At 62.7% G+C, this 26409-nt stretch carries 23 protein-coding genes and 1 pseudogene; 15 read left to right on the top strand and 9 right to left on the bottom strand.

Features of this window, described 5'->3' with window-relative positions:
* Positions 1 to 27: 27 nt before the first annotated feature.
* From INT12_RS08780 to INT12_RS31920, 3 genes and pseudogenes are all read right to left on the bottom strand, one after another.
* Positions 28 to 1509 carry an MFS transporter gene (locus INT12_RS08780; protein WP_193039655.1) on the bottom strand — a complete coding sequence of 494 codons (1482 nt, stop codon included), beginning with the start codon at positions 1507 to 1509 and terminating at the stop codon, positions 28 to 30.
* Positions 1510 to 1575: 66 nt separating this feature from the next.
* Positions 1576 to 2331 (bottom strand): methyl-accepting chemotaxis protein, encoded by a 756-nt coding sequence (locus INT12_RS31925; protein WP_370737511.1) that lies wholly within the window; start codon positions 2329 to 2331, stop codon positions 1576 to 1578.
* A 102-nt stretch (positions 2332 to 2433) separates the two neighbouring features.
* Positions 2434 to 3627: pseudogene (locus INT12_RS31920) on the bottom strand (HAMP domain-containing protein); the annotation flags it as partial.
* Between the two features lie 344 nt (positions 3628 to 3971).
* Here INT12_RS31920 and INT12_RS08770 point away from each other — a divergent pair.
* The 4 genes from INT12_RS08770 (at position 3972) to INT12_RS08755 (ending at position 9699) form a co-directional block, all read left to right on the top strand.
* Positions 3972 to 5420, top strand: a complete 1449-nt coding sequence (locus tag INT12_RS08770) for an APC family permease (protein ID WP_017846960.1) — start codon at positions 3972 to 3974, stop codon at positions 5418 to 5420.
* 84 nt (positions 5421 to 5504) lie between these two features.
* On the top strand, positions 5505 to 6926 hold the full coding sequence (locus INT12_RS08765) for an aldehyde dehydrogenase family protein (protein WP_126585844.1): 1422 nt from the start codon (positions 5505 to 5507) through the stop codon (positions 6924 to 6926).
* Between the two features lie 11 nt (positions 6927 to 6937).
* On the top strand, positions 6938 to 8287 hold the full coding sequence (locus INT12_RS08760; protein ID WP_046483251.1) for an aminotransferase class III-fold pyridoxal phosphate-dependent enzyme: 1350 nt from the start codon (positions 6938 to 6940) through the stop codon (positions 8285 to 8287).
* An 89-nt stretch (positions 8288 to 8376) separates the two neighbouring features.
* The gene (locus INT12_RS08755; protein WP_169883933.1) at positions 8377 to 9699 is read left to right on the top strand and encodes a hypothetical protein; all 1323 of its coding nucleotides are present in this window, start codon (positions 8377 to 8379) and stop codon (positions 9697 to 9699) included.
* A 27-nt stretch (positions 9700 to 9726) separates the two neighbouring features.
* On the opposite strand, the gene INT12_RS08750 is transcribed toward INT12_RS08755, so the two are convergent.
* Positions 9727 to 10485 (bottom strand): IclR family transcriptional regulator, encoded by a 759-nt coding sequence (locus tag INT12_RS08750; RefSeq protein WP_046384091.1) that lies wholly within the window; start codon positions 10483 to 10485, stop codon positions 9727 to 9729.
* A 262-nt stretch (positions 10486 to 10747) separates the two neighbouring features.
* On the opposite strand from INT12_RS08750, the gene INT12_RS08745 reads away from it, so the two are divergent.
* From INT12_RS08745 to INT12_RS08705, 9 genes are all read left to right on the top strand, one after another.
* Entirely contained in the window at positions 10748 to 12289 is a 1542-nt protein-coding gene (locus INT12_RS08745) for an acetolactate synthase large subunit (protein WP_017846965.1), read from the top strand.
* 11 nt (positions 12290 to 12300) lie between these two features.
* Entirely contained in the window at positions 12301 to 13791 is a 1491-nt protein-coding gene (locus INT12_RS08740) for an aldehyde dehydrogenase family protein (RefSeq protein ID WP_057004879.1), read from the top strand.
* Positions 13792 to 13817: 26 nt separating this feature from the next.
* Complete coding sequence (locus tag INT12_RS08735) at positions 13818 to 14612, top strand: SDR family NAD(P)-dependent oxidoreductase (RefSeq protein ID WP_017846967.1); 795 nt, start codon at positions 13818 to 13820, stop codon at positions 14610 to 14612.
* Between the two features lie 12 nt (positions 14613 to 14624).
* A complete protein-coding gene (locus tag INT12_RS08730; protein WP_046384088.1) occupies positions 14625 to 15665 on the top strand; it encodes a WD40/YVTN/BNR-like repeat-containing protein in 1041 nt (346 codons plus the stop codon).
* An 11-nt stretch (positions 15666 to 15676) separates the two neighbouring features.
* Positions 15677 to 16126, top strand: a complete 450-nt coding sequence (locus INT12_RS08725; RefSeq protein WP_026140020.1) for a VOC family protein — start codon at positions 15677 to 15679, stop codon at positions 16124 to 16126.
* Positions 16127 to 16141: 15 nt separating this feature from the next.
* Positions 16142 to 16744, top strand: a complete 603-nt coding sequence (locus INT12_RS08720; RefSeq protein ID WP_126585847.1) for an amino acid synthesis family protein — start codon at positions 16142 to 16144, stop codon at positions 16742 to 16744.
* Positions 16745 to 16807: 63 nt separating this feature from the next.
* Positions 16808 to 18415 carry a bifunctional 3-(3-hydroxy-phenyl)propionate/3-hydroxycinnamic acid hydroxylase gene (locus tag INT12_RS08715; protein ID WP_017846971.1) on the top strand — a complete coding sequence of 536 codons (1608 nt, stop codon included), beginning with the start codon at positions 16808 to 16810 and terminating at the stop codon, positions 18413 to 18415.
* The gene (locus tag INT12_RS08710; protein WP_046483238.1) at positions 18412 to 19191 is read left to right on the top strand and encodes a 2-keto-4-pentenoate hydratase; all 780 of its coding nucleotides are present in this window, start codon (positions 18412 to 18414) and stop codon (positions 19189 to 19191) included. The genes INT12_RS08715 and INT12_RS08710 overlap by 4 nt, the downstream gene beginning before the upstream one ends.
* Positions 19192 to 19266: 75 nt before the next feature.
* Complete coding sequence (locus tag INT12_RS08705) at positions 19267 to 20208, top strand: helix-turn-helix domain-containing protein (RefSeq protein WP_017846973.1); 942 nt, start codon at positions 19267 to 19269, stop codon at positions 20206 to 20208.
* 7 nt (positions 20209 to 20215) lie between these two features.
* On the opposite strand, the gene INT12_RS08700 is transcribed toward INT12_RS08705, so the two are convergent.
* The 5 genes from INT12_RS08700 to INT12_RS08680 all read right to left on the bottom strand — a co-directional run bounded on the left by INT12_RS08700 (position 20216) and on the right by INT12_RS08680 (position 24625).
* A complete protein-coding gene (locus INT12_RS08700) occupies positions 20216 to 21136 on the bottom strand; it encodes an ABC transporter six-transmembrane domain-containing protein (protein ID WP_193058820.1) in 921 nt (306 codons plus the stop codon).
* Complete coding sequence (locus INT12_RS08695) at positions 21124 to 21486, bottom strand: hypothetical protein (protein WP_104903561.1); 363 nt, start codon at positions 21484 to 21486, stop codon at positions 21124 to 21126. The genes INT12_RS08700 and INT12_RS08695 overlap by 13 nt, the downstream gene beginning before the upstream one ends.
* A 293-nt stretch (positions 21487 to 21779) precedes the next feature.
* Complete coding sequence (locus INT12_RS08690; protein ID WP_017846976.1) at positions 21780 to 22883, bottom strand: ATP-binding protein; 1104 nt, start codon at positions 22881 to 22883, stop codon at positions 21780 to 21782.
* Entirely contained in the window at positions 22880 to 23608 is a 729-nt protein-coding gene (locus INT12_RS08685) for a response regulator (RefSeq protein WP_017846977.1), read from the bottom strand. The genes INT12_RS08690 and INT12_RS08685 overlap by 4 nt, the downstream gene beginning before the upstream one ends.
* A 189-nt stretch (positions 23609 to 23797) precedes the next feature.
* Positions 23798 to 24625 carry an AraC family transcriptional regulator gene (locus INT12_RS08680; protein WP_046483329.1) on the bottom strand — a complete coding sequence of 276 codons (828 nt, stop codon included), beginning with the start codon at positions 24623 to 24625 and terminating at the stop codon, positions 23798 to 23800.
* Between the two features lie 185 nt (positions 24626 to 24810).
* Between INT12_RS08680 and INT12_RS08675 the strand changes: the two genes are divergently transcribed.
* Together INT12_RS08675 and INT12_RS08670 are read left to right on the top strand one after the other, a co-directional pair.
* Positions 24811 to 25950: a tyramine oxidase subunit B gene (locus tag INT12_RS08675; RefSeq protein WP_026140023.1), complete on the top strand. Its 1140-nt coding sequence runs from the start codon at positions 24811 to 24813 to the stop codon at positions 25948 to 25950.
* Positions 25951 to 25981: 31 nt separating this feature from the next.
* Positions 25982 to 26404, top strand: coding sequence for a RidA family protein (locus tag INT12_RS08670; protein ID WP_017846980.1), 423 nt, complete (start codon positions 25982 to 25984; stop codon positions 26402 to 26404).
* Positions 26405 to 26409 lie beyond the last annotated feature (5 nt).

The following is a 26409-nucleotide window of genomic DNA, read 5'->3' as shown; positions in this document are numbered from 1 at the left end:
CCGCTGATCGAGCCCAAGGGCGCGGTTTCACTGCGCCTGCCGGCTCAGCTTGACCAGCAGCGCGGCCATCAACAGCAGTACCGCCATCGTCACCAGCACGACCACGAAGCCTGCATCAAACGCCGCACGGGCGAACGCCGTCAGCATGGCGGCGCCCTCGGGTGACAAGGTCTCGGCGACTTTCAGCGCGTCGTCGAGGCTCTCGAATGTCATGGGGTTTCGGCTCAGCCATGACGGGATCATCAAGCCTGTCGAGTACGCGTAGATCGCTGACAAGAGGCTGCCTGCCAGTGTCACGCCCACCGCACCGCCCAGTTCGAACGAGACTTCCTCAAGGGAGGCGGCCATGCCGGCCTTGTCGGCGGGCACGCTGAGCATGATAGTGCTCGACGCCGCAGTCAGTGCCGCCCCCATGGTCAGGCCCAGCAGCGCCAGGCTGACGATTTGCAGGGGCACCGCGGCTTGGTACAGAAACACATAGGCCAGCATTGCGGCGGATGAAAGCAGCAATGTCCAGAACAGCATGCGCTGGTTGCCCAGGCGCGACAGGTAGTAGCCGGCAAGCGGGCCGGCGACAAAGGAACCCAGCGGCAGCGGCAGAATGAACAGTGCCGCTTCCAGCGGCGACATGCCCAGCACCAGCTGCAGGCGTTGGCTGAACACCAGCTCCATGCCGATAAATGCGGCGGCTGACACCACGGCCGCAATCACCGCATTTCGGAACCCGGATGTGGTGAACAACGACAGATCGAGCATCGGCTGCGCGGCACGTCGTTGGCGCCGAATGAACAGCGTGAGAAACAGCGTGCCCAGGACCACCGCCACCAGCATGGCTTCGAAGGAGGGCACCCGTTTGCCGAGCTCCTTGACGGCATACGCCATGCTGATCAACCCGATCATCACCTGCAGCGAACCCAGCCAATCCCAACGTCGTTCGGGGTTTCCCGGGTGGTCGGGGATCAACAGCACGCCGACGAGCAACGCCAGCAGCACAATCGGCACGTTGATCAGAAACACCGAGCCCCACCAGAAATGCTCCAGCAACAGGCCACCCACCACCGGCCCGAACGCCGCGCCCCCCGAGGCCACCGAGGCCCAGATCCCGAACGCCATGGCCTGTTCGCGCTCGTCGGTGAACGTCAACCGGACCAGGGCCAATGTGGCGGGCATCATCATCGCTGCGCCGACCGCCAGGAACCCCCGCGCGCCGATCAATACGCTGGCCGAAGGCGAGAAGGCTGCGATCAGCGAGCACAGCCCAAATACACTCAAGCCCCCGATAAATAGCCGTTTATGCCCCAGGCGGTCGCCGAGCGTGCCCATGCCCAGCAACAGCCCGGCGGCGATCAGCGCATAGATATTGATGATCCACAGTTTCTGCGACGCTGTCGCACCAAGCTCGCGCGTCAGTGTCGGCAACGCGGTGTACAGCACGGTCATGTCAATCACGATGAGCAGCAATGCACTGGAAATAATGGCCAGGATCAACCAGCGTCGCGAAGCGGTCATGGGCAAGGCTCTATGTGTAAAGTGTCGAAGGCCGGCCACTGTAGCTCAGTTGCGCTGCATTGCCCCTCACACACGGAAATGGCCCACCAGGTTCTGTTGATGGTTGGCCATTTCATGCAGTGAGTCACTGGCCCTGGAGGCCTCGTTCATGCGCGTGGTGAGTGTTTCGCTGATGCCTCGGATGTCGCTGACACGCTGGCTGATATCGTCCACGACGGTGCTTTGTTCCAGGGCGGCGCTGGCGATCTGTTGGTTCATCTGCTCGATCACGTCCACGGCCTGGGAGATGTTCTGCAGCGCCGCACGCGTCTGTTGCACCTGGATCACGCTGCTGCCGGCTTGTTCGCGACTCAGTTGAGTGCTGTGTACCACCTCCTGGCTCAGCTGTTGCAACCTCTCGATCACGTTGCGCACCTGTTCGACCGAGCTCTGGGTGTTGCTGGCCAGGTGCCTGACTTCATCGGCTACCACCGCAAAACCGCGCCCTTGTTCGCCCGCTCTGGCCGCTTCGATGGCTGCATTCAAGGCCAGTAGGTTGGTCTGTTGAGCGAGGGTGCAGATCACGTCCAGCACCTGGCTGATCTGGCTGCTGCTGTCGGCGAGGGCGTGTACCTGCTTGAGTGTGGCGTCCAGGCGCTGGTCGAGGTGTTCGATGTTGTGTACGGCGCTGGCGAAGACGGCCTGACCGGAGCGGCTCGCGCTTTCTGCGGCGCTCGCGGCGTCGGCGGCAGAGTGCGAGTGGCGCGCCACTTCCTGGGCACTGGCGCTCATTTCATGCAGCGCGGTCGCCGCCAGTTCCACTTCACGGTACTGGCGCTGCATGCCTGCGCTGACCTCCCGGGCAATGCCCGAGGACGTGTCGGCACTGGTGCGCGTGTCCCGCGAGGCGGATTGGATGTCGCGGATGATCGGCTGCAATTTGTCCAGGAAACGGTTGAAACCGTTGCTCAGTGCGCCCAGCTCATCGTGGCGAGCCACCGGCAGGCGTTGGGTGAGATCACCGTCGCCGTCGACAATCGCATCAAGCAGGCTGGCCACCTTCAGCAGCGGGCGCGTCACGCCATAGGCCGCCAGCCAGATCAGCAGCATGCCCAGGCAACTGGCGAGCAAACCGAGGCCCAGGTTGAGCCAATTGGCCTGACGGCGTTGGGCATCCAATTCGCTCTGCATCTGCCGAACGGGGGCCTGCGCCACGGCTTGCGGGACCTTCAGCTGCAACGTCCACGGTGGGCTGCCCGCCACGGTCTGGACGGCCTGGCTGATGTCGATGCTGGCGCCCGAGACCTCGCCACTGCGCCCGGCCACCTGTCCCGAGTTCGCAACTATGCTGACTGCGCTGGCGCCCTGGTACAGATCCTGGCGCAGGTTGGCCGCGAGTTTCTGCAGGGTGTCGAGGCCGATGTCCATGCCGACCACGCCGATCGTCGTGCCGTTGGCGATCAGTGGAATCGAAATGCTGCTCATCAGGACTTTGCGGCCCTCCACCTCGCTTTCATAGGGCGCCACCACACAGGTGCGGCCCTGGGCCTGCGGGCAGACGTACCAGGCGTTTTCCGGCTCACTGCCCGCCGGCGCATGGTTGGCGGTGATTTGCGGCTCAGTGAGTACTTCCTGGACCAATTGCCCCGGTTGGCTCTGCGACCAATACAGCGCGAACCGGCCTGTTTCGTTGCCTGCCAACGCACGTTGCGCGGTGAACTGCGCGTCGGCACCTGCCAGCGCATCGGGCAGCAACACCACGTACAGGCCGAGCACTTTGTCGCGCTTGAGCAGTGTCTGGCGAGTAATGTTCACCAGTGTCTCGCGCAGTTGTGTCGCCGAGAGGCGGCCATTGAGGGTTTGTTCGCGCAGTTGCAGGACCTGTTGCGCGAAGCCTTCGCCATACAGCGCCGTCTCATTGAAAAACCGCGCGACCTGCTGACCGTGGGCAACCGCCTGGGCCTGCAAGTGCTCCGTGGCCGCTTGCGCCAGCAACTGAGTGCTGCGTGCCTTGAGCAGTTTTGCACTTTGTTGATTCTGGTACAGCGAGGCGCCGGTCAATGCGGCGACAACGGCCAGCAGGCACAGCCCGCTCAGGAGTGTGATGCGCCATTGAATAGTCAGGTGAGCAAAAGGCATGGCTGGGGGTTCCTGCGCGTGAGCGCTCTATGGGCTGTAATAGCCTGGTGGGCGCCGTCGTTTCTTATTGTTGCTAGCCGACATCCGGGCATAGCACGGCGACCCTAGAGTGCAGGGATGAACATCCGGGGGGTTATCCCAAATCGGCGGGGAACGCTGCTGGACGCTGAACTGTTTTGGGGCGGTGCAGGCGATGCTACCGATTTGGGATAGCGAGGGGTTTGTAGGGGGGCATAGGATCGAATACAGCGTGCAAGCCAAAAAATAAAAGCGCTACCCGGTGCCGATAGAGCCTTGATCGGAGCCACCCCACAGCGACTGCCTCATACAATAAGGTCAATAACATGAGTGTATCTATTCAGGTCAACAGCTCCACGGAGTTGAAGCGAGGCGCCTTGGGCGTCGGCTTCATCATCTTCTTCGTGATTTCGGCGGCGAGCCCTCTCAGTGTCATCGCCGGCGGTTTTCCGATTGGTATCATGCTGGGTAACGGCGCCGGCACCCCGGCATTGCTGATCCTGGCGTTGCTGGTGCTATTGGCGTTCTCGGTGGGTTACACCACCATGTCCCGCCACCTGACCAACGCCGGTGGTTTCTATGCCTTCACCTCGCGCGGCTTGGGCGGTTTGGCCGGCGGCGCGGCGGCGGTGTTGGCGATGTTTGCCTATAACATTCTCCAGATCGCCCTGTATGGCATGTTCGGTGGCGTGGTCAGCGGCACCATGGAGAGCGTGTTTGGCCTGGTGATGCCCTGGTGGTCTTATTCGCTGATGGCGATGGCCAGTATTGCGGTCCTCGGTTATCGCAAGATTGATCTGTCCGCGCGGGTCTTGTCAGTCGTGGTGATCGCCGAGTACCTGGCAATCCTTACCCTCGACTTCGCGATTCTCAGGACCGGTGGCGACAGCGGTATCAATCTCGACTCGTTCAGCAGCCAGCACGTGTTCAGCGGCACCCCGTCGATCGGCCTGCTGTTCTGCTTCGCCGCGTTCATCGGCTTCGAGGCCACCACGATCTACGGCGAAGAAGCGAAGAACCCGCAACGCACCATTCCGATTGCCACCTACAGCTCGGTGCTGCTGATCGGTGGTTTCTATGCGCTGTCGGTCTGGGCGATGGTGGTCGGTGTGGGCACCGACAAGATCGTGCCGATGCTGCAAGCATTGCAGGACCCCACGACCTTTATCTACGGCATGTCCGATCACTTTGTCGGTCCTCACCTGACCCAGATTATCCGCGTGCTGTTCATGGTCAGTATCTACGCCGGGCTGCTGGCGTTCCATAACGCCGCCGCGCGCTACTTCTACGCGATCGGGCGTGACGGTTTGCTGCACAGTCTGCTGGGCACCACCCACCGCGTGCATCAGAGCCCGCATATGGGTTCGGCATTGCAGAGCCTGATCGCTGCGGTGGTGGTGCTGATCTTCGCCGCCATGGATGCGGACCCGATCCTGCAACTGTTCGCCTGGTTCTCCAACCTCGCCACCCTGTGCGTGATTTTGCTGATGGCGATGACCTCGGTCGCGGTGTGTGTGTATTTTCACCGGCATCCCGAGCTCAAGGTCGGCGCTTTGCGCGGGCGTATTCTGCCGGGGTTGTCCTGCCTGGCATTGCTGATGGTGCTGATCCTGGCAGTGGCGCACTTCGATGTGCTCACGGGCGCCAGCAAGCTGTTGTCGTACAGCCTGTGCGCCGTCATCCCCCTGGCCCTGCTCGGCGGCATCTTTCTCGCCGCGCGGCTGCGCAAGGTATCGCCACAGCGGTTCCTGGCATTGGGTAGCCACAAGCTCTAAGGCATCAACCCGGTACAACTCTACTGCGAACTGTGCGCTTGTCGGTGTCCGACAAGGCGTGCCTGCGTTAAAGGAAAATTGCACATGCACCATTACACGATGCTGATCAACGGGGTTCAGGTTGCCGGTGAAAACGGGCAGTTTGACGTGATCAACCCAGCCACCGGCACCGCATTCGCACAGTGCCCGGCCGGTTCCCTGGCGCAACTGGACCAGGCGGTGGCGGCTGCCCAGGCGGCCTTCAAGACGTGGCGGCACAGCACTCACGCGCTGCGTTGCGAGCGCCTGCTGGCGATCGCCGAAGACATTGAGCGGGACGCCGAGGCACTGGCCCGGCTGATCGTTCTCGAGCAAGGTAAACCGCTGGAGCTGGCATTCTCCGAAGTCATGGGCGGTGCCGCCTGGACCCGCTATGCCGCCGGGCAAGAGATCGCGGTGGAACTGGTGGAAGAAACCCCCACCCAGCGTGTCGAGTTGCACCGCAAGCCGCTGGGCGTGGTGGCTTCGATCACGCCGTGGAACTGGCCGTTCATGATCGCTATATGGCACATCATGCCGGCATTGCGCGCCGGCAATTGCGTGATCAGCAAACCCTCGAGCCTGACGCCGTTGAGCACCTTGCGCCTGGTGGAAATCATCGCTCGGCATGTGCCCCGCGGTGTGATCAATTGCGTGACCGGTGAGCAAGGTTTCGGCAGTGCGATCACCGCCCACACGGGGATTCAGAAGATTGTCTTCACCGGCTCGACCGCCACCGGGCAAAGCGTGATGCGCGGCGCCGCCAACAACCTCAAGCGACTGACCCTCGAGCTGGGCGGTAACGATGCCGCGATCGTGCTGCCTGGCACGCCGGTCGATGAAGTCGCCGAAGAGATTTTCCAGGCGGCCTTCCTCAACATGGGGCAGACGTGCGCCGCCCTCAAGCGTTTGTACATTCATGAATCCCAATACCAAGCGTTTGCCGAGGCGCTGACCCGCATCGCCGAACGGCAGGTGGTCGGTGATGGCCTGGAGCCTGGGGTCACGTTTGGCCCGGTGCAGAACCTCGAGCAACTGCAACTGGTCGAGGCCCTGGTCGACGATGCGCGGCAGCACGGCGCCCGTATTTTGTGCGGCGGTGCGCGCCTGGACCATCCGGGGTTCTTTTACCCGCCGACGCTGGTCGCCGATGTCACCGACGGCCAGCGGCTGGTCGACGAGGAGCAGTTTGGCCCGGTGTTGCCGTTGATCGCCTATCAGGATGTGGAAGACGTGCTGCGTCGCGCGAATGCGGGCGACATGGGCTTGGGCGGCTCGGTCTGGGGGCCGGACGTCGAACAGGCGACGGCGTTGGCCAGCCGTCTGGAAAGCGGCGTGGCATGGGTCAACTGCCATGCCCGCATCCAGCCGAACACGCCGTTCGGCGGCAGCAAGATGTCCGGGTTCGGTGTCGAGTTCGGCCTTGAGGGCCTGCTCGAATTCACCGGGCAACAGTTGCTGTTTGTCCACAAGCGTGACGCTGAATAAGGGCCTGAACCATGTACGAAAAATATAAAACCGCACAGAAGAAATTCTGGCACCCAATGAGTTCCAGCGCCCCGGCGCATCGCGCGAAGACCTTGATCATTGCCCGTGGCGACGGCAATTACATCACCGATATCGACGGCCAGCGCATGCTCGACGGCGTGGGCGGCCTGTGGAACGTCAACATCGGGCACAACCGTGCGTCGGTCAAGGCCGCGATTGCCGCGCAGCTGGATGAACTGGCGTATTACCAGACCTTCGACGGCATTGCCCATCCGCGGGTGTTCGACCTGGCCGAGCGGCTGACGTCGATGTTCGCCCAGGAGCAGATGACGCGCGTGCTGTTCAGTTCCGGTGGCTCCGATGCGGTGGAGACTGCGCTGAAAATGGCCCGCCAGTACTGGATCGCCAGCGGCGAGCCGGGGCGCACGCGCTTTTTGTCCCTGCGCAACGGTTATCACGGCGTACACATGGGCGGCACGTCAGTGGGCGGCAATGGGGTTTATCACTACAACCACGGGCCGTTGTTGGCCGGATGCCATTTGCTCGACACCCCATGGTTGTATCGCAACCCTTGGGACTGCCGGGACCCGCAAGCGCTGACCGCACACTGCATTCGCCAGCTTGAAGATCAGATCGCCTTGCTGGGCGCGCAGACCATCGCCGCGTTGATCGCGGAACCGGTGCAAGGCGCCGGTGGCGTGATCGTGCCGCCGGACGACTACTGGAAGCGCCTGCGTGAGGTGTGCGACCGCCACGGCATTCTGTTGATCGCCGACGAAGTGGTCACCGGTTTCGGTCGCTCGGGCTGCATGCTCGGCAGCCGCGGCTGGGGTGTCGCGCCGGACATGCTGTGCCTGGCCAAAGGCATCACCGCCGGTTATATCCCGCTGGGCGCAACGATGTTCAATCAGCGCATCGTCGACGCGATTGAGCACGGCGAAGGCTTCAGCAACGTGATCATGCACGGCTACACCTACAGCGGGCATCCGACTGCCTGCGCGGCCGCCCTGGCGGTGCTGGATATCGTCGAAGCCGAGGACCTGCCGGGCAACGCCGCCAAGGTCGGCGGGCAATTGCTCGAACAGCTGCAAGCACTGACCGAGCGTTACGCCGTGGTCGGTGAAGTGCGCGGCAAGGGCCTGATGATTGCCCTCGACCTGGTGGCGGACAAAACCACCCGCGAACCGCTGAACCCGGCGGCCGGGCAGCCTTTGCGGATCGCTGACGCGGCACGCCGCGCCGGGGTGCTGGTGCGGCCGATCGGCAACAAAATCGTTCTGTCGCCACCGCTGACCCTCACGGGCGCGGAGGCCGAATTGATCGTCGCGGCGCTGGACACCGCGCTCGCCGCTTGCGGCTAGCCCTTGCGAGCCTGGCGCAGCGCGGCTGCGCCAGTGTTATGCGAATACCTAAGACAGCCTTTGAAGGCGCACCTCAAGGAGTTTCAACCATGCGGTATCCATCCCCTCCCTTTCGCCGCGGCACCCTGGCTGCCACATTGGCGCTTTGCGCCGTCGGCCAGGCCCAGGCCTATGAGATTTACAGCGACGAGAGCCGACATCTCAACGCCGATATGACCGCCGTATTCGGTCAGTTCAACAGTCGCAAAAACTATAACGGCACCCCGGGCGGTTCGACCTGGCGCGAAGGCTTCATCAAATATGGCTTGAGCGGCGACCAGGCCCTGGCGGGCAAAGGCACGGCCTATGGCGCGTTCTCGCTGGTCAGTTCCGCGACCTGGGGCGACGGTGATCCGGCCGGCAATACCCTCGGCACCGAACGCACCACGAAAATTGAAGACGCTTACCTCGGCTGGCGTTCCGGCGACCTGTTTCCGGCACTGGGCAAGGACGGTGTGGATATTTCCGGTGGGCGCCAGGTGGTCAAGCTCGGTCGTGGTTTCCTGATCAACGACGATGGGCCGAACCTGGGCAAGGGCCCGGCGGATGGTGCGCTGAACCGTGGCGGGGCCTTTTACCTGGCGGCGCGGCATGCCTTCGATCAAACCGCGGTCCTGCGCCTGGGCGGGCAGGATGGCGTGCATGGCAGCGTGTTGTGGCTCAAGTCCGACAACCGCGCCCAGGCTGAAACCGAACTGGCCGCCGGCACCCTGGATTACACCGCCAAGCCTGGCACCCTGGGGTTGACCTGGGTGCATGGCATCGATGTGAACGAGCGCTGGGCCAGTGATTTTCAGCGCCAGCGCAAAGGCATGAATGTCTACAGCGTGCGCGGCGAAGGCGATGCCGGGCTGCCGAACGTCAGCCTGGCATTCGAGTATGCCTGGCAGGACAAAGACGCCGGGCCTGAAAAAGCCTGGTACGGCGAAGCCGGCTACACCTTTGCCGACATCGCCTGGGCGCCGAAAGTCACCTATCGCTATACCCGTTATTCGCAGAAGTGGGATTCGCTGTTTACCGGGCTCAGCACGGGTTACGGCACCTGGTTCCAGGGCGAGGTGGCCTCCAACTATGCCGGCCCGTTCAACAGCAACACCGGTATCCATCACGTCGGTCTCAAGGCAACGCCATTGGAGAACCTGACGGTCGGCGCGCTGTACTTCGACTTCGATACGCTGCGCAAAAGCAATGCGCTGAACCTCGATGCGCGGGAGCTGGACGTCTACGTCGAGTGGGCCGTCAACCCGCACCTGATCGTCACGCCGCTGATCGGTCTCTACAAGCCGAAGCAGGACTCCACCAGCGGCGGCAACCAGACGGTCGGCAATGGCACCAACCTGTACAGCCAACTCACGGTCGCCGTGCCGTTCTGAGGTTGACTGCCGTCGCGTTCCTGACCCTCAGGACGCGGGGGCGCTCGGTGGGTTGCGCATGTTTTCGGCAATTCGCCGTGTGGTGTCCATCACCATTTCGATCACGGTTTCCTGACGCAGCAGCTTGAAGCTCTGGCTGCTGCCGACGGCGGACAGACTGCCGACCACCTCGTCCATATCCGGCCGGATGATGGGCGCGGCGATGCCGGTCAGGCCCAGGTTGAGTTCGTCGTGGGTCAGGCAGTAGCCGTCCTTGCGGATCTTTTTCGCCGCCTTGGAGAAGCTGGCCCAGTCGTATGGGCTGTCCGGGTCGTTGGCCATGTGTTCTTCGAACAGGCGTTGCAAGCGTCGACCTTTCTGAAAGGCGATCAGCACCTTGGATTGCGCGCCGCGAAAAAACGGCAGCGGGTGTCCGCGGCCAAAGGAGAAGTGGTAGGTGTCGCTGGGTTCGGCGATGTAGGTGTTGATGATTCGCCCGTCATAAAAAACGCTGGCGAACACGGCCAGGCCGGTCTGGGCGGACAGTTCGTGCATCAGCTCGCGCCCGGCGAGGAGGATGGGGTCGTACTGGCGCATCATCCAGTCCAGTTCGATCACGCGCGGCCCCAGGCCGTAGCTGCCGGCATCCACGCGGGTCAGCAGGCCGGCGTCACACAGGTCCTTGACGTAGCGATACACGGTGGCGCGCGACAGGCCCATGCGCTCGGCGATGGTGTCCGGATCGATCTTCAACGTCTGCGGACCGAACAGGTCCAGGACACTCAACAACTTGCTCAGACTGCTCATTTCGTTCCTAGAAAAGGGGATGGCACGCGGGTGAGCACTATAGGCACGCCCGCCCGCGCTGAAAAGACGGCCGACCCGATGGGGGGCCGTCACGCCACACTATCGCAGTTAAGCGAAAAAGCAATCGTCGCCGCACTTTTCATAACCGATTAATTGGCATTTATCTCATAAGTAGAGACAAATGGTAAAAAACAGCTTGTTTGATGTGATTTTGTATGTGATAAATCTCATCAAAGAAAATGCTCAAGCGAGAGGGCTGATAATGAATGGTGCGCAACTGATAGTGAATGCGGCAGCGGCAAGCGGTATCGAGTACTGCTTCGCCAACCCGGGAACCACGGAGATCCCGCTGGTGGCGGCCATGGCCAGCGCGCCCGCCCTCAAGCCGGTGTTGTCGTTGTTCGAAGGCGTCTGTACCGGAGCGGCGGACGGTTACGGCCGCATCGCCGGCAAGCCCGCGATGACGCTGACTCACCTGGGCCCGGGGTTTGCCAATGGCATCGCCAACCTGCACAACGCGCGGCGCGCCAACACGCCTATCGTCAATGTGATCGGTGACCACGCCTCATGGCACGTCAACTACGACCCGCCCCTGGCCAGCGATATCCAGGCCCTGGCTGGCACCGTGTCCGGCTGGGTTCGCACGTCGCGCACCGCCTCGGCGATCGGTGAGGACCTGCAGGAAGCCGTGCGTGCCGCCTGGCAAGCCAAGGGCCAGATCGCCAGCCTGATCCTGCCGATGGACCTGCAAGCCGCCGCGGTGACGCACAACGGTGTGTTCACGCGGATGCAGGCGCCGATCCGCCGCTTTGCCGGCGACCGTATCGAAGCGGTCGCGCAGGCCTTGCGTGATGGTCAGCGGCTGGTCTTCATCGTCGGTGATCAAGGCTTGTCGGTTGCTGGCCTGGAAGCGGCAGGGCGGCTGGCGCAATTGCCCGGTGTGCGGCTGTTCGCCGAAACCTTTCCCCGGCTCAGCTACCGGGGCGGCGGCTTGCCGGACCTGGACCGCCTGCCGTACTTCCCGGAAGTGGCCATCGAGATCCTCGAGCAGTACGACAAGGTGGTGTGCGCCGGTGTCCCGGAACCCATCAGTTACTTCGGCTACGAAGGCATTCCGTCGCGGCTGGCCGAGCGTGAGCGCTTGCTGTCGCTGGCCGAAGTCGGCGACGACGTGGCCGGGGCGTTGACCGCGCTGGCCGACGCGCTGAATGCACCGGCTTATGTGCCGACCCCGCGGGGGATCGAGCTGCCGCCAGGCGAGGCCGCGTTGACGCCGCAGTCGGTCGGCCAAGTGTTGGCCGCAGCGCTGCCGGACGACTGCATTGTCTCGGTCGAAGGGGGCACTTGCGGCTATCCGTTTTTCACCGCCTCCGCCAGTGCGGCGCGGCACCGTGTGTTGACCAACACCGGCGGCGCGATTGGCCAGGGCATTCCGGTCGGGTTCGGCGCCGCGCTGGCGGAGCCCGGTACCCGGGTGTTTTGCCTGCAATCGGACGGCAGCGCGCAGTACACCATTCAAACCCTGTGGAGCATCGCCCGCGAGCAATTGCCGGTGGTGATCCTGATCGCCGCCAACCACCGCTACGCGATCCTGCAGAACGAACTGCGCCGTTTCGGCATGACCGAACTCGACCCGCAAGCCCTCAGCCTGACCGTGCTGGACCGTCCGCGGATCGACTGGAAAGCCCTGGCCACCGGCTACGGCGTGCCGGCCCGTACCGTACACACCAATGCCGAACTGCAACGGGCGCTGGCCAATGCCGCCGCCGATGCGGGCCCTTGCCTGATCGAAATGGCACTGTGAAGGAGTCGATGATGAATCAGCTTGACGTGTTACCCGCCGTCCAGGCGTTCCTGTCTCAACCCGGCCGTCTGTTCATCGGCGGTACCTGGCAAGACGCGGCCAGCGGTCGCCGGTTCGCGGTGGAAAACCCGGCCACCGAAGAAACACTCACGGAAGTCGCGCGCAGCGACGAGCGCGATGTGGATGCGGCCGTAGCCGCCGCCCGCGCCGCATTCACGGGGGCTTGGGCGCAGCAGTCACCGGCCCAGCGCGGCGTGTTGCTGTTTCGCCTGGCGGACTTGCTCGACCAGCACCGCGAAGAGCTGGCGCAGCTGATCACCCTGGAAAACGGCAAGCCGATTGCCAACGCACGCGCCGAGGCGGCCAGCGCGGCCAGCATCCTTCGTTACTTCGCCGGTTGGCCGACCAAGATCGAAGGCAGCACGCTGCCGGTATCGCCGGCCAGCGGCGCACCGATGCTCAACTACACGTTGCGCGAGCCGGTGGGCGTCTGCGCCTTGATCGTGCCGTGGAACTTCCCGCTGAACATGTGCGTGTGGAAGCTCGGCCCGGCGCTGGCCACCGGCTGTGTGGCGGTGCTCAAGCCCGCCGAGCAGACGCCGCTGGTGGCGATCCGGCTGGTGCAGTTGATCGAGGCGGCGGGCTTCCCGCCGGGTGTGGTCAACCTGATCACCGGCCTGGGCGCCGAGACCGGCGCACCGCTGGCGCAGCATCCTGACGTGGACAAGATCGCCTTCACCGGCTCGACCCAGGTCGGGCGGCTGATCGCCCAGGCGGCCACCGGCAACATGAAGAAGGTCTCGCTGGAGCTGGGCGGCAAATCACCGAACATCATCTTGCCCGACGCCGACATCGTGCGCGCCGCCAAGGGCGCCGCCGATGGGATTTTCTACAACCAGGGCCAGGTGTGTACGGCGGCATCGCGTCTGTACGTACACGCCAGCGTGCTGGATCAGGTGCTTGAAGAATTGCAGCGCCACGCTGCTGCCCATGTCCTCGGCAACGGCCTGGACCCGGCCAACAGCATGGGCCCGCTGGTGTCCGCGCGGCAGCTGGATACGGTCAAGGGCTACCTGCAGCGCGGCCAGGAGGAGGGCGCCGAACTGATTTGCGGCGGCGGCCGCCCCGAGCACCTGGAACGCGGGCACTTCATCCAGCCGAGCGTGTTCCTCGATCGTGCCGAGCGTGCCTGCGTGGCCCGCGAAGAGATCTTCGGCCCGGTGCTCACCGTCATGAGCTGGACCGACGTCGATGACCTGGTGTTGCGCGCCAACGACTCGCCCTATGGCCTGGCCGCCGGCCTGTGGACCCGCGACTTGCGCTCGGCGCACCGCCTGGCGGCGCAGCTCCAGGCCGGTTCGGTGTGGATCAACTGTTGGAACGTGGTCGATGCGGCTTCGCCGTTCGGCGGCTACAAGCAATCCGGCTGGGGCCGGGAAATGGGCAAGAACGTTATCGACGCCTACACCGAGACCAAAAGTGTGTTTGTCGATCTCGGCTGAACAGAATAATCACAAGAGGAACTGCTATGGATCTGGAATTGAAAGGCCGCGTGGCAATCGTCACCGGAGGTGGCATGGGCATCGGCAAGGAAGTTGCGCGCTTTCTGTCCGAAGAAGGCTGCAAGGTGGTGATCTGTGCGCGGCGCATGGCGTTTCTCCAGCTGGCCGCCGAAGAGATCAGCGCGCAGACCGGCAACGAAGTACTGCCGCTGTTCTGCGACACCAACGATATGTCGGCCGTGTCGGAAATGGTCGCCGCCGCGCACAAGCACTTCGGCCGCATCGACATCCTGGTCAACGGTGCCGCGGCGCCGTCGGGCGTGGTGCGCAATGACATCGAGCATGCCGGCGACGACGAGTTGCTGTCGGACCTCAACACCAAAGTGATCGGCTACTTCCGCTGTGCCAAGGCCGTGACCCCGCACATGAAGGCGGGCGGTTTCGGCCGCATCATCAACATCGGCGGCCTCACCGGGCGCAGCAGCAAAGTCCTCTCGGGGATGCGCAACCTGGCGATCGCGCACATGACCAAAACCCTCTCCGACCAGTTGGGTGCGTTTGGCATCACGGTCAACCTGATCCATCCGGGCGTGGTCGACACCCCGCACATCCGCGAGCTGTACGAGCGCGAAGGGATCAAGCAGGGCAAGACCCCGGAGCAGGTCGAGCAGGGCTACATCGACGCAACGCCGATTCGCCGCACGCTGGCGCCCATTGAAATGGGTTGGCTGATCGGCTTCCTGGCGTCCCCCAAGGCTGGCGCGGTGACCGGTGAATCCATCGGCATCGACGGCGGCCTGACCCGTGGCATCTTCATCTGAGGAGTAACTGCGATGAGTAACGGAACCCTATTAGTCGCCACCGTCGGTCAGGCCGTGATCCGTAGCGCCGACGATGGCCGCAGTTGGCATCGTCTCGGTCTCGGGCAGGATCTGGAGTTCGATGCGATCACCCGTTCGCTGAGCTTTCACCCCGGCACGCCGGACGTGATTTATGCCGGCACCGACATTGGTTTGTGCGTCAGCCACGACACCGGCGGCCATTGGCAGCAGGTCGACACGCCGTTCAACGGGCAGACCGTATGGAAGGTGGCGGTCGACCCGCAGGATGCTCTGCGGATATTCGTCGGCACCGGTGCGCCTTCGCGCGCCGAGCTGTGGCGCACCCTGGACGGCGGCTTGAGCTGGGATCGCGCGCCGGTGGAAATCCCGGAGTTCTGTGACGGCGTCAGTCGTCCACGGTTGCTGGCCTTCGCCTACGACCCCACCGACCGCAACCAGGTGTGGTTCGGCCTCGAGGAGGGCGGGCTGTTCCATTCGCGTAACGGCGGCGAAAGCTGGATGCGCGTCGATGATCGGCTGCTGTGGGACTTCAACTCGGACATCCACAACATCCTGGTCCTGCCCAATCACGGTGAGAAAGTCATCGTGGTGGTTTGCGTCAATGCGGTTTACCGCAGCCTCGATGAAGGGCTGACCTGGACCGGCATCGTCGCCCGCGAAGCGTTTGGCCTGTATTACGCGCGCGCCATGAGTGCGCCATTGGGCACGCAGGATACGCTGTACCTGAGCATCTCCGACGGCACGCCGGGCACCACCAGCAAGATCCTGGTCTCCCATGATGCCGCGCTCAGTTGGCAGGTGTTGCCGCTGCCGCAACAGCCCAATTCCTGTGTGTGGGCTATCGCCTTCAACCCGGCGAACCCTCGGCAAATCGTCGCGGGCACCAAGTACGGCCATTTGTTCACCTCCGAGAACGGCGGTGACGGCTGGCAGAAGCAGTGGCGCGAATTCAGTGAGATCGCTGACGTGCTGTGGACCCCCGCCGTGGCGCAGATCAAGGCGGGGCATCAATCCATCGTCAAGAAAAACTGAGGTAGTGCGCGATGAAAGTCGAAGTCCTTCGTACTCACTTATCGCTATGGGTGAGTGATCCAGATGTGTCAGCACGTTGGTACGCCGACATCCTGGGTATGCACGAAAGTGCCCGTGGCGAGAGCTGGGTGATGATGGCGTTTGGCACCAAGCACCACGACATTGCGTTGATTCGTGCCGAACCCGGCGCCCATCAGGGCGGGTTGGGGTTGCAGCACTACGGATTGGAAATCGCCGGCGACATGACCACCCTGCGCCAGCTCTACGGCATGTTGCTGAGCAAAGGCGTCGAGGTGGTGAAAATCACCGATCACGAAATCGGCCATGGCGTGTATTTCCACGATCCGGATTGTAATCGCATGGAATTCTTTCTCGAGACCGAGCACGACGACGCACTTGGCAAGGCCCGCTTCAAGGCCGCCGGCGCGCCGAGCCGGAACTTTAAACTCGACCCACTTTGAATAGAGGCAGCTCTGATGAAAACCGCGAATTTCGCCAGCTATCACATCCGTAAATGGTACAGCTTCATTGAAGAAACCCTGGCCAACGAAACCGGCCAGTTGGCCGATGGCGAACCTGTGTACAAGTACGCCATCGCCGCAGTGATTGCCAACCCCTATGCCGGCCGCTTCAGCCAGACGCTGGATGCATTGGTGGACGACTCGCCGTTGCTGGGCGAAGAGTTCGGCCGGCGCATCAACGCACTGGCCGGCGAGCACGAGATTGTCAGCTACGGCAAGGCGATCCTGGTGGGCAGCGCGGGCGAGTACGAGCACGGCAACGCGTTCCTGACCAACCCTGCCGCCGATCCGATCCGTGTCGCGCTGGGCGGTGGCAAGTCGTGGGTGCCGTCCACCGGCAAACGTGGCGGTCCGGGTTCGACCATTGACGTGCCATTGGCTCACAAGGACGCGCTGTATGTGCGCTCCCATTACGACAGCATGTCGCTGATGTTCGGTGACGGTCCTTCGCCCGACGAGATCGTTGTGATCTGGGCCTTCGCCACGCGCGGACGCCTGCATGCACGGCTCGGCGGTTTGCAGGCGGCGGATGTGCAAGGTCTCGACGGGCTGCACTGAGCCCGGGCGCAAGGCCTTGCGTGGCATTCGATCAACACCACAACAAGAAAGCGGTGACTAGCGATGAAGCAGGACAAAACCCAGGTGGTCATTGTCGGCGGCGGCCCGAACGGGATCACGGCCGCACACTATATGGGGATGTACGGTATCGACTGCGTCGTCCTTGAACTGGCCGACGGCATCCTGCCTTATCCCCGCGCAGTCGGCATGGACGACGAAGCGCTGCGCGTGCTGCAGGGGATCGGCATTGCCGAGCTGGCCGCACGTGACATGATCTGCGATGTACCGCTGCGCTATTACAACGCGCGTGGCGTGTGTTTCGCCGAGGTCAAGCCGAGCGTCGCGCAGTACGGTTGGCCGATGCGGAACATCTTCATGCAGCAATTGCTCGAAGGCACCCTGCGCGAACATCTCGTGCAGCACGCCAGCGTCCAATTGCGCCAGGGCCATGAACTGCTCGAACTGGAGCAGGACGAGCAGGGCGTGACCTTGCAGGTGCGCGATGCCCACGGCGAGCTCTACCAATTGCAGGCGGACTATGTGATTGGCGCCGACGGCGGGCGCTCCACCGTGCGCAAACAGTTGGGCGTCGAACTGCTCGGGCTCACGCATCCGCGCAAATGGGTGGTGGTCGATACGGCCAACGACACCCTGGATGCGCCGTACACCGCCCTGCATGCCGATCCGCAACGGCCCTTCGTGTGCATCTACCTGCCTTATCAGCAGCGGCGCTGGGAGTTCATGCTGCTGGAGGGCGAAGACGAAGCGAAAATGTGCGACGAGGCGACGATTCGTGAACTGATCCGCGGCCATATCGGCGCGGCCGTGGATCAGTTGAACATCATCCGGATCCGCGCTTACACCCATCACTCCCGCGTTGCGGCGCGGTTTGTCCAGGGGCGGGTCGCGCTGGTCGGCGATGCGGCGCATATTTCGCCGCCCTGGGCCGGGCAGGGCCTCAATTCCGGCCTGCGCGACGTGGCCAACGTGGCCTGGAAACTGGCGGCGATCATTCAGGGCCGCGCGGCGCCGTCGATCCTCGCCAGCTACGACCAGGAACGCCGCGGCCACGCCACCGAGCTGGTGGCGCTGGCCGACAACATGGGCGCCGTGCTGGGGTTGACCAACCCGCTGATGGCCGGCGTGCGCGACTGGCTGTTCCAGGCGGTCAACAGTGTCGACAACCTGCGCTCGCACCTCTTGGAATTCAAGTTCAAACCCAAGGCCACCATCACCCAAGGCCTGGTCTATCACGAGCGTGCCGAGCTGCGCGAAGACGACCTAGTCGGGCAACTGTTCGTGCAGCCTTACATCGAAGATGCCCAGGGCCAACGTCGGCGCCTCGACGACATGCTGGGCAACTCGTATGCCGTGCTGGGTTACCGCACCAATCCCCGGGCGCCACTGAGCGAGGACATGGCCGCGTATTGGGCGCGTTGGAACACGCGCTTTATCCAGGTCAACCGTTCGCGCAGCGGCGTGGGGCGCAACCAGCCGCTGACGGCGATGGACGCGATCAGTGTGGAGGACGTGGATAACCGACTGGCCGAGTGGTTCTCCAAGGTGCGCGACTGCATCGTCGTGGTGCGTCCGGACCGCTTTGTCGCGGCCATTACCACCCCAGAGCGGCTTGACGGTGTATTGCGCAAGCTGGCGGAGCAACTGTCATGAGCACGCCCGACGATGTACTCGGCCAACTGCGCCAAGCGAGGCTCAGCGCTCATGCCATAGCGCCTTTAGCACCGCAGGCGCTGGACCGGCAGCAAGGCTACGCGTTGTTGCGCCAGACCCTGGAGCGACGCGTGGCCGCCGGGGAGAAACCGAGCGGCTGGAAGGTCGCCTTCGCCGGCCGCGCCGCGCAAGCACGCTTTGCTCTCGACGAACCGGTGTACGGCGGCCTCACGGAGGCGATGCAGGTTGAGCCGGGGAGTGCGGTGCCATTGGCGCGGCTGATCCAGCCCAAGCTGGAGGTCGAACTGGCGTTCGTCTTCGGGCACGCGCTGGCGCCGGGGGACTACCGCGACCAGGACATTCTGACGGCCATCGCCGAGGTGGCGCCCGCGTTCGAAATCGCCGACTGCCGATGGCAAGGCTGGCGTTTCGGGCTTGGCGCCTTCCTCGCCGATAACGCGGCAGCGGGGCTTTACTGTGTGGGGCCGAGGTCGCCGTTCGAGCCGCAACAGCATGCCTGCGTGCCCTATCGTCTGGAGCACGAAGGGGTTCACCTGGGCAGCGGCGATACGCAGGCTCGGGAAGACAACCCCCTGTTCAATCTGTGCTGGTTGGTGCGCCGGCTCCTGGCGGACGGTCACCGTATCGAGGCTGGGCAGGTGGTGCTGTCGGGCGCGTTGCTGGCACCGATCGATATACAGCCGGGAACCTATCGTCTGCAGATGCTTGGCACGGAACTGGCTTTGATTTTCCAGGCGGACACTGTGCCCGTGTGAATGCCAGCTGCCGTCAGGGATGACTGAGCCCCCTTCAGGCCAATGACAGACACAGGCCGCCGAGGAACGACGAATATGCTCGCTGAAGTCCGAACCTTCAATGATCCTCAACAGCACGCCGGCTCGATCCAGGGCTGGCAGCAGATCTACGACCAACTGGGCCGTGGCTGCCTCACCAGTGAACTGCGCCAGTTGTCCTGCGATCGCTTCCAGATCTTCCAGGAGGTGCTGGACAAGCGAGTGGTGCAGCATGGTTCCTCGCCCAAAGGCCGGTTGTGCGCCGCCATGTCATTGGGCAGCGCACCGGTGGTGCAAGGGCAGCAAGTGGACGCGCAGAGCGTGGTGCTGCTGCGCGATTCAGAGGAGTTCGTATTGCATGCCCCGGAAGGCACGCATTTTTTCGCGATCAACGTCGACGCGGTACGCTTTGCCAAACTGGCGGCTTTCGAATTATCCGGCGAGCAGCTTAAACGCCTGACCACCGTGTCTCAGCTGCGTGTGGATGAGGCGTTACTGCTGCGTATACACCAGCGTATTCACCCGTTGTTTCGTCACCTTTTGGAACATACCGACGCGATCAGCGCCGTCTCGGAAAAGATCCTGGAAGATGAGCTGCTCGGCACCTTCCTGGACCTGTTCACCCATGCCAGCGACGAGGTGCGTTGCCGGCGCGGCAATTTCGCCGTCAGTGCCTACCTGGTCCGGCGTTGCCAGGAGTTGATCGTTGCCAGTGGCGATACCCCGTTGAGCATCCTCGATCTGTGCGAGCAATTGCGCGTCAGCCGCAGGACCCTGCAGAACAGTTTTCAGGCGGTGACCGGTCTGCGCCCGGTCGAGTACCTGCGCAATCTGCGCCTCAACGCGGTCCGGCGGCGGTTGATCGCGACCGCGGCCAGTGAGAAAAACGTCGGTGAGGTCGCCGTGGCCATGGGCTTTTTTCACCTGAGTCACTTCGCGGCGCATTACCGCGAATTGTTTGGCGAGTCGCCCTCGGAAACGCGCAGGGCCGAGCGCTGATGCGCGATCAGTCCGCCGCCTCGCCAAGCCCTGGGTTCACGCGCTTGCCGATGTCCTTGAGCCGCGCCAGTTGGTCGATCATCGCGGGGGCTTCATCCAGGCAACTGACGAAGGTCCACAGGTAAGTCATCACCGCATAGATATGCCCGGCTTTTACGGCCGGTGACAATGCCAGTTGCGTGATAGCAACCACAAACAGTAGCGCCGCCAGAATGCCAATGGACAGGAAGGCGATGGCCTCACGGTCCGACAAGCGGATCCGCAGTCGCGACAGCAGGCGATAATGACGGTGCAGGGTATGCGCGCCGACGGCTTCCACCATGCCGATTTCCTTTTCCAGGCGATTGTTCAAGCGCTCATGCAAGCGCTGGTTACGTCGGGCGAAGCCGGGCATCACGGTGACGCACAGCAGCAGCGCGAGCAGGCATGCCACGCCAACCCAAGGCTCGATCACCAGCAACATGCCGGCCGCGCCAATGATCGAGACCAGCGCGGTGGCGATGATCGGCACGTGCTTCTCGAAAAAGTCGACGAAGTCCCGCGCCAGCACCACCCGCGCCGCCGCCTTGGACGTGCTCTGGCGTTCCAGGCGCTGATTGAGGATCACCGGCACCGCAAGATCGGCGTAGATGCGCGTAAAGGTGCGCGTATCCAGCGCGCGCCGCGCCGCCCCCACCACCCAGAACCCCAGCACCACGCCGGCATAGAGCAGCGCGCTGGCGGCATCGCCACGGATGATCGAGTCCACGGCAAACCCGGCGAACAGCGGGTAGGCGAGCAGCAGTGCATTTTCCAGCGCCACCAGCGACAAGGTCGCAAACAGCTTGCCGGGGTAGGCCCTGGCAATGGCCTTGAGGGTCTGGCTGGCGGATTGCTGACCGCGCTTTTTGCTTTCTTCGAGCACAATCCTAGGGGTTACGGACGGCATGGGCCACCTGTCGAGCGCATCATGGGAGGATAGATACCGCGGGCGACGCCGAGCAGATAGCGCGCCTCCTCGGTCATCAATAACAAATTGATCTGCACTTCTTCGATAACGATTTCCATGGCGATCAATATGCAAATGGCCGGCGCTGTAATCAGCCAGTGACAATAAGACTGTGTGATCAACGACGCGCTCACACCAATCAACCACAATGCCAATACGCAATGCGGCGCGTACTTCTGCAGGGGAATCCAGAAGCGCTGCAACTTTCGCAGTTTGAGTGTGTAGAGCGTCAGTGACGCTTCCAGCTGTTTCGAGTCAACAAGGGGGCGAGCGGAATGCAGAGTCGGCATAACAGTTGTCCGCGTAAAACATTGAACGTCATTTGCCAGGTGTTGCTTCATTGTCCCGGCGCCCGTGGCCTGGAAGGGTTTGATTGAACCAGGCAAGATTGATTGCTGTGATTTCGACCCATTCGCCCTGAGTTGGCATCCTTTCGCAGCTCTTGAACGCGATACAACATCCTTGTGAGTTCAGTAAGGCAAAGTGGCGATATTTCGTGGCTCTATTAACTATAAAAATAGAGAGGCGCATGCCATCACCTTTGTCGGTTTGAATATTCAAGCGAGTTTGGCGTTATATGCAGTTACACCTCAGTAGACTCCGTGTCGGTATCCAGGCTCTGCGTTGTCGTTGGCCAACTGAGTTCAAACACGGTGCCGCCATTAATCGATGTCCGACAGCTCACCGTGCCGCCGTGGGCGATGGCAATCGCGCGCACCACGGCCAGGCCCAGCCCACTGCCTCCCTGGGCACGGGAGCGAGAACTTTCGCCGCGCTGGAACGCATCGAAAATATACGTCGCGAAAGCGTCGTCCACCCCCGGCCCCTCATCCGTGACTCTCAGGAAGTTGCGCGAGTGTTGGCTGCCGAGTTGCACCCAGACGTTGCCCGGCGTCGCATGCCGGCGGATGTTGTCCAGCAGCGCCAGCAACGCCTGGCGAATCCGCGCGCGGTCACAGCGTATCGGCCCCTTGAGCAGGTCCAGGTGCAGCACGAAGCCGGCGCTGCGCAGGCTCGATTCGAACAACCGTGCTTCGGCTTCGAGGTCGGTGGCCAGGTCGGCGTAGTCGGGTTCGAGCTTGAGGTAGCCGCTGTCTCCCAGGCCGACCACGCGCAGGTCTTCAACCAGGCGCGTCAACCCTTCCACTTGCGTCAGCAGGCTGTAGAACTGCGCGGTATCCGGCTCGAACACACCTTCGGCCAGCCCCTGCAGGCGGCCGCGCAAGATGGTCAGCGGCGTGCGCAACTCATGGGCGATCGCTGCGTTCCAGAACGCCTGTTCTTCGGCCATGCGTTTCAATCGGTTGGCCATGCTGTTGAAGTCATCCACTAATAAGGCAGCTTCGCCCAAGGATTGATCCGGCGCCACTGCGCGGGCATCCAGGTCGCCATCGGCCAGCCTGCGCAGGCTGGCCGCCACCGAGTTCAAGGGCATCAGAATGCGCCGGGACAACTTGATCGCCGCTGCGACGCCGACACCCAGGCTGACGCAGGTGATCAGGCTCATCCAGGCCCACTCCATGCCGCTGGGCAGCCACTCATCCATTTCCGCGTCGCTCAGCGGAGCAAACGACCACAGCAGCCCATAAAAGACATAGGTCCCGACAATCGCCAGGGTTATCACACACAGGACCACGGCCGACATCGACAGGATAATCTGCCGACTCAAGCTGTTGGCGCCTTTCATGGCAGGCTCCCGAACCGGTAGCCGACCCCGCGGATACTGGCCGGTACGCCTTGCAGTCCGAGGTCCTCGATTTTCCTGCGTAATTTGCTGATATGGCTGTCGACCGTGCGCTCCAGGCTGTCGCTCTCGGGCGAGCAGAGGGCCAGCAACTCGGCGCGGCTGAACACGCGCCGGGGCGCCTTTGCCAATTGCGCGAGTAACTTGAATTCGGTCACGGTCAGGTTCAATGGGTGTTTCTGCCCGTCGATGCTGACGCTCACGTCATGGTTGTCGATGTCGATTTCGAAGGCGTCCACGCGCAGCACGCTGCGCCCCGTCAAATAGCCATTGTCGACGCAGCGGCGCAGCACCGCCTGGGTTCTGGCGACGACCTCGGCCGGGTTGAACGGCTTGACGATGTAATCGTCGGCGCCAATACGCAGCCCCATGAGTTTGTCCACGTCCTGGTCCTGTGCGGTCAGCATGATGACCGGCGTGTTGCCGCGGTGACGAACCTCCGCCAGTACCATCCAGCCATCCAGTTTCGGCATCAGTACATCGAGCAGCACCAGGTCGGGCTTGAGCGTTTGGTGCAGTTCGAGTGCGCGACGGCCATCCTGCGCATGCGCGGTTTGAAAGCCGGCGCGTTTGAGATAGGCCGTGAGGATATCGGCGATTTCCGGTTCGTCTTCGGCGATCAGGATCAGTGCCTGATTAGCGGTTGATGCAACGAGTGATTCGGTCATGTTCTGCTCGGTCGATGTGCCCTGTGCTGCCGGACAATGCTGCAACGGCGCGCGGTTTTCTGGCAACGGGTTGGATGATGCACGGCAAGCATGCACTTTCAGCGTAGGCTTTATGGAGAAATGATGGAGACGCAGGTTTATTTTTCGTCGCGCGGGGGAGGGGGGTGAACGCTGCCTGATGCGGCGCGTTCAGGCGAAGCTGATGCGGTCGCTGTAGGCGTTCTGCACAATTTTGCGCTGGTAGTCACAGGGTGTCGTACTGACCAGCTTCTTGAAGTCGCGCAGGAAGTGTGACTGATCGGAGAAGCCCAGGTCCAGCGCCAGTTCCGAGAAGGATACATCGTGCTGGGTATTCAATGTTTCCAGGGCCGCCTGGCAGCGAATGATGCGGCAAAAGATCTTCGGCGACATGCCGGTGTCCTGGCTGAACTGGCGATGGATGGTGCGGCTGGTGTAGCCGCTGAGGTCTTCAAGTTGCTGAATGCGCAGGTCACCGCGATGCACCAGGGCCTGTTGAATCACCATCGCCGTCAGTTTCGAGGTCCTGCCCATCAGGCGCGGGGCCAGGTAGTCATTGAACAGCCTCATCTGCTCTTCCAACCGTGGGGTTTGCACGATGTTCTCGAACATGCGCTGGGCAAACCCCGAGACCTTGAGCAGATCCAGCTCCTGTTCGGTCAGGTCCGCGGCCAGCACATTGATGAAGCCTGGAATGACCCCCGGTGAAAAGCGCACACCAAAGTAGTGATGATGCTGATGCAGTTCGACGCGCTGCGCCTCCAGCGGCGTGCCGCAGATCCGCACGGTGGGACGTGTGGTATCGCAGTCGAAAACGATGTCCACGCAGCCATCCGGCACCGCCAGCACGTCGGTCGATTGGGCGACATCGAAGGCATAGAAATGCGAGATCGCCGGGTGCTCGGAAGGCATCACCGAATACCGCGATGAGTTGAGTACGAACCAGGGTTGTTCGTAGGCGGTTGGGTGCCGCGGCCTCGGCGCACACAGGTTGACCATGACGGAACCTTCGATTGGCAATATGCGCGAATATTCAGGCATTTATCGCGCCAACTCAGGTGCCCGCGGCAAGCGCCGATGTCCGAAATTTACAATACCGCCGATAAGCCCAGCCCGATACTCGGACTCGACAGCGTGGGAGCCGCGCCTACCGCAGCGATATCACCTTCAGCCCGAGAATAATTATGTCCACGACTACAAAAATAGACTTCATCTACCTGTCCGAGCAGGACATGATCCGCGCTGGCGTCACCGACATGCTTGCCTGTGTCGACACCATGGAAGAGATGTTCGGCCTGCTGTATATCGGCGATTACCGCATGGCGGGCCCGAACAACGATTCCCACGGCGCGATGGTGATTTTCCCCAAGGAATCACCATTCCCGAACATGCCCAAACCCACCGCTGACCGACGCATGATGGCGATGCCGGCCTACCTGGGCGGCAACTTCTGCACCGCCGGCGTGAAGTGGTACGGCTCCAACATCGCCAACCGCGACAAAGGCCTGCCGCGCTCGATCCTGATGTTCACGCTCAACGACCCCGACACGGGCGCACCGCTGGCGCACATGTCGGCCAACCTGCTGTCGGCGTATCGCACCGGCGCGATTCCCGGCGTGGGCGCGCGCCACCTGGCCCGCAAGGATGCCAAAGTCGTCGGCCTGCTGGGCCCGGGGGTGATGGGCAAGACCACGCTGGCCGCTTTCATCGCGGTGTGCCCGCAGATCGATACCTTGAAGATCAAGGGACGCGGCGAGAAAAGCCTCAACGATTTTATTGCCTGGGTAAAGCAAACCTACCCACAGGTGACCACGATAAAAGTCGTCGACACCCTCGAAGATGTGGTCCGCGACGCCGACCTTGTTACTTATTGTAGCTCCGGTGAGGTCGGCGACCCCTCGAACTACCCAATCGTTAAGCGTGAGTGGGTCAAACCGGGCGCCTTCATGGCGATGCCGGCGTCCTGCTCCCTGGATGAAGGCATGGAGAGCTCCGAGGTGCGCAAGGTGCTGGATAACACCGGCCTCTATGAAGCCTGGTTCGAAGAGTTGCCCAAGCCCGCGCACCACTGCGTACCGGTGATCGGTGTGCGGTTCATGGACATGATCGCCGAGGGCAAGATGCAGCGCGACGAGCTCGAAGACATCGGCAAGATCGTTGCCGGCGATGCCCAGGGCCGCCGGAACGATGAAGAGATCATCATCATGTCGGTGGGCGGCATGCCCGTGGAAGACGTGGCCTGGGGCACGGTGGTGTACCGCAATGCCATCGCAAAAGGCATCGGCGTGAAACTGAATCTATGGGAAACCCCCGCGTTGCGCTAAGCCACCCTTATCCATCTGAAGAGGCAACGACATGACCAAAATCATCAAGCTCAAGACCGGTTCCCCGTTTGAAGACCAAGCCAGCTATTCACGCCTGGTGGTGGTGGACAACTGGATCTATGTCTCCAATACCGCAGGCCGCAACCCGCAAACCAAGTTGATCCCCGAGGACATCCTCGAACAGACGCATCAGGTATTCGCCAACATCGAAACGGCCCTCGCCGCCGTCGACGCCAGCCTGGCCGATGTGGTGTGCTCGCGGGTGTTCATCCAGGACCCCAAGGACGTTCCGGCGGTCATGGGTCTGATCGGCGAGAAGTTTCGCGGTGTCGATCCGGCCAGTACCGTGACCTGCCCGCCGTTGGGCTCGACGGTCTACAAGGTGGAACTGGAAGTGACGGCCTATCGCAACGCCTCCAAGGCGCAGGTCGAAGTCATCCGCCTGTCGCAATGACCGCT

Origin of the sequence: Pseudomonas sp. K8, from assembly GCF_014889455.1 — a bacterium.
Classification (GTDB): Bacteria; Pseudomonadota; Gammaproteobacteria; order Pseudomonadales; family Pseudomonadaceae; genus Aquipseudomonas; species Aquipseudomonas veronii.
This window is presented reverse-complemented; position numbering and strand designations above follow the sequence as displayed.

Excerpts from the sequence above, each read along its gene's own strand:
- INT12_RS08685 (WP_017846977.1), bottom strand. The coding sequence starts at position 23,608 with ATGACCGAATCACTCGTTGCATCAACCGCTAATCAGGCACTGATCCTG.
- INT12_RS08730 (WP_046384088.1), top strand. The coding sequence starts at position 14,625 with ATGAGTAACGGAACCCTATTAGTCGCCACCGTCGGTCAGGCCGTGATC.
- INT12_RS08765 (WP_126585844.1), top strand. The coding sequence starts at position 5,505 with ATGCACCATTACACGATGCTGATCAACGGGGTTCAGGTTGCCGGTGAA.
- INT12_RS08700 (WP_193058820.1), bottom strand. The coding sequence starts at position 21,136 with ATGCCGTCCGTAACCCCTAGGATTGTGCTCGAAGAAAGCAAAAAGCGC.
- INT12_RS08780 (WP_193039655.1), bottom strand. The coding sequence starts at position 1,509 with ATGACCGCTTCGCGACGCTGGTTGATCCTGGCCATTATTTCCAGTGCA.
- INT12_RS08715 (WP_017846971.1), top strand. The coding sequence starts at position 16,808 with ATGAAGCAGGACAAAACCCAGGTGGTCATTGTCGGCGGCGGCCCGAAC.
- INT12_RS08720 (WP_126585847.1), top strand. The coding sequence starts at position 16,142 with ATGAAAACCGCGAATTTCGCCAGCTATCACATCCGTAAATGGTACAGC.
- INT12_RS08755 (WP_169883933.1), top strand. The coding sequence starts at position 8,377 with ATGCGGTATCCATCCCCTCCCTTTCGCCGCGGCACCCTGGCTGCCACA.
- INT12_RS08760 (WP_046483251.1), top strand. The coding sequence starts at position 6,938 with ATGTACGAAAAATATAAAACCGCACAGAAGAAATTCTGGCACCCAATG.
- INT12_RS08710 (WP_046483238.1), top strand. The coding sequence starts at position 18,412 with ATGAGCACGCCCGACGATGTACTCGGCCAACTGCGCCAAGCGAGGCTC.
- INT12_RS08770 (WP_017846960.1), top strand. The coding sequence starts at position 3,972 with ATGAGTGTATCTATTCAGGTCAACAGCTCCACGGAGTTGAAGCGAGGC.
- INT12_RS08745 (WP_017846965.1), top strand. The coding sequence starts at position 10,748 with ATGAATGGTGCGCAACTGATAGTGAATGCGGCAGCGGCAAGCGGTATC.
- INT12_RS08690 (WP_017846976.1), bottom strand. The coding sequence starts at position 22,883 with ATGAAAGGCGCCAACAGCTTGAGTCGGCAGATTATCCTGTCGATGTCG.
- INT12_RS08705 (WP_017846973.1), top strand. The coding sequence starts at position 19,267 with ATGCTCGCTGAAGTCCGAACCTTCAATGATCCTCAACAGCACGCCGGC.
- INT12_RS08740 (WP_057004879.1), top strand. The coding sequence starts at position 12,301 with ATGAATCAGCTTGACGTGTTACCCGCCGTCCAGGCGTTCCTGTCTCAA.
- INT12_RS08750 (WP_046384091.1), bottom strand. The coding sequence starts at position 10,485 with ATGAGCAGTCTGAGCAAGTTGTTGAGTGTCCTGGACCTGTTCGGTCCG.
- INT12_RS08735 (WP_017846967.1), top strand. The coding sequence starts at position 13,818 with ATGGATCTGGAATTGAAAGGCCGCGTGGCAATCGTCACCGGAGGTGGC.
- INT12_RS08675 (WP_026140023.1), top strand. The coding sequence starts at position 24,811 with ATGTCCACGACTACAAAAATAGACTTCATCTACCTGTCCGAGCAGGAC.
- INT12_RS31925 (WP_370737511.1), bottom strand. The coding sequence starts at position 2,331 with ATGCAGCGCCAGTACCGTGAAGTGGAACTGGCGGCGACCGCGCTGCAT.
- INT12_RS08670 (WP_017846980.1), top strand. The coding sequence starts at position 25,982 with ATGACCAAAATCATCAAGCTCAAGACCGGTTCCCCGTTTGAAGACCAA.
- INT12_RS08725 (WP_026140020.1), top strand. The coding sequence starts at position 15,677 with ATGAAAGTCGAAGTCCTTCGTACTCACTTATCGCTATGGGTGAGTGAT.
- INT12_RS08695 (WP_104903561.1), bottom strand. The coding sequence starts at position 21,486 with ATGCCGACTCTGCATTCCGCTCGCCCCCTTGTTGACTCGAAACAGCTG.
- INT12_RS08680 (WP_046483329.1), bottom strand. The coding sequence starts at position 24,625 with ATGGTCAACCTGTGTGCGCCGAGGCCGCGGCACCCAACCGCCTACGAA.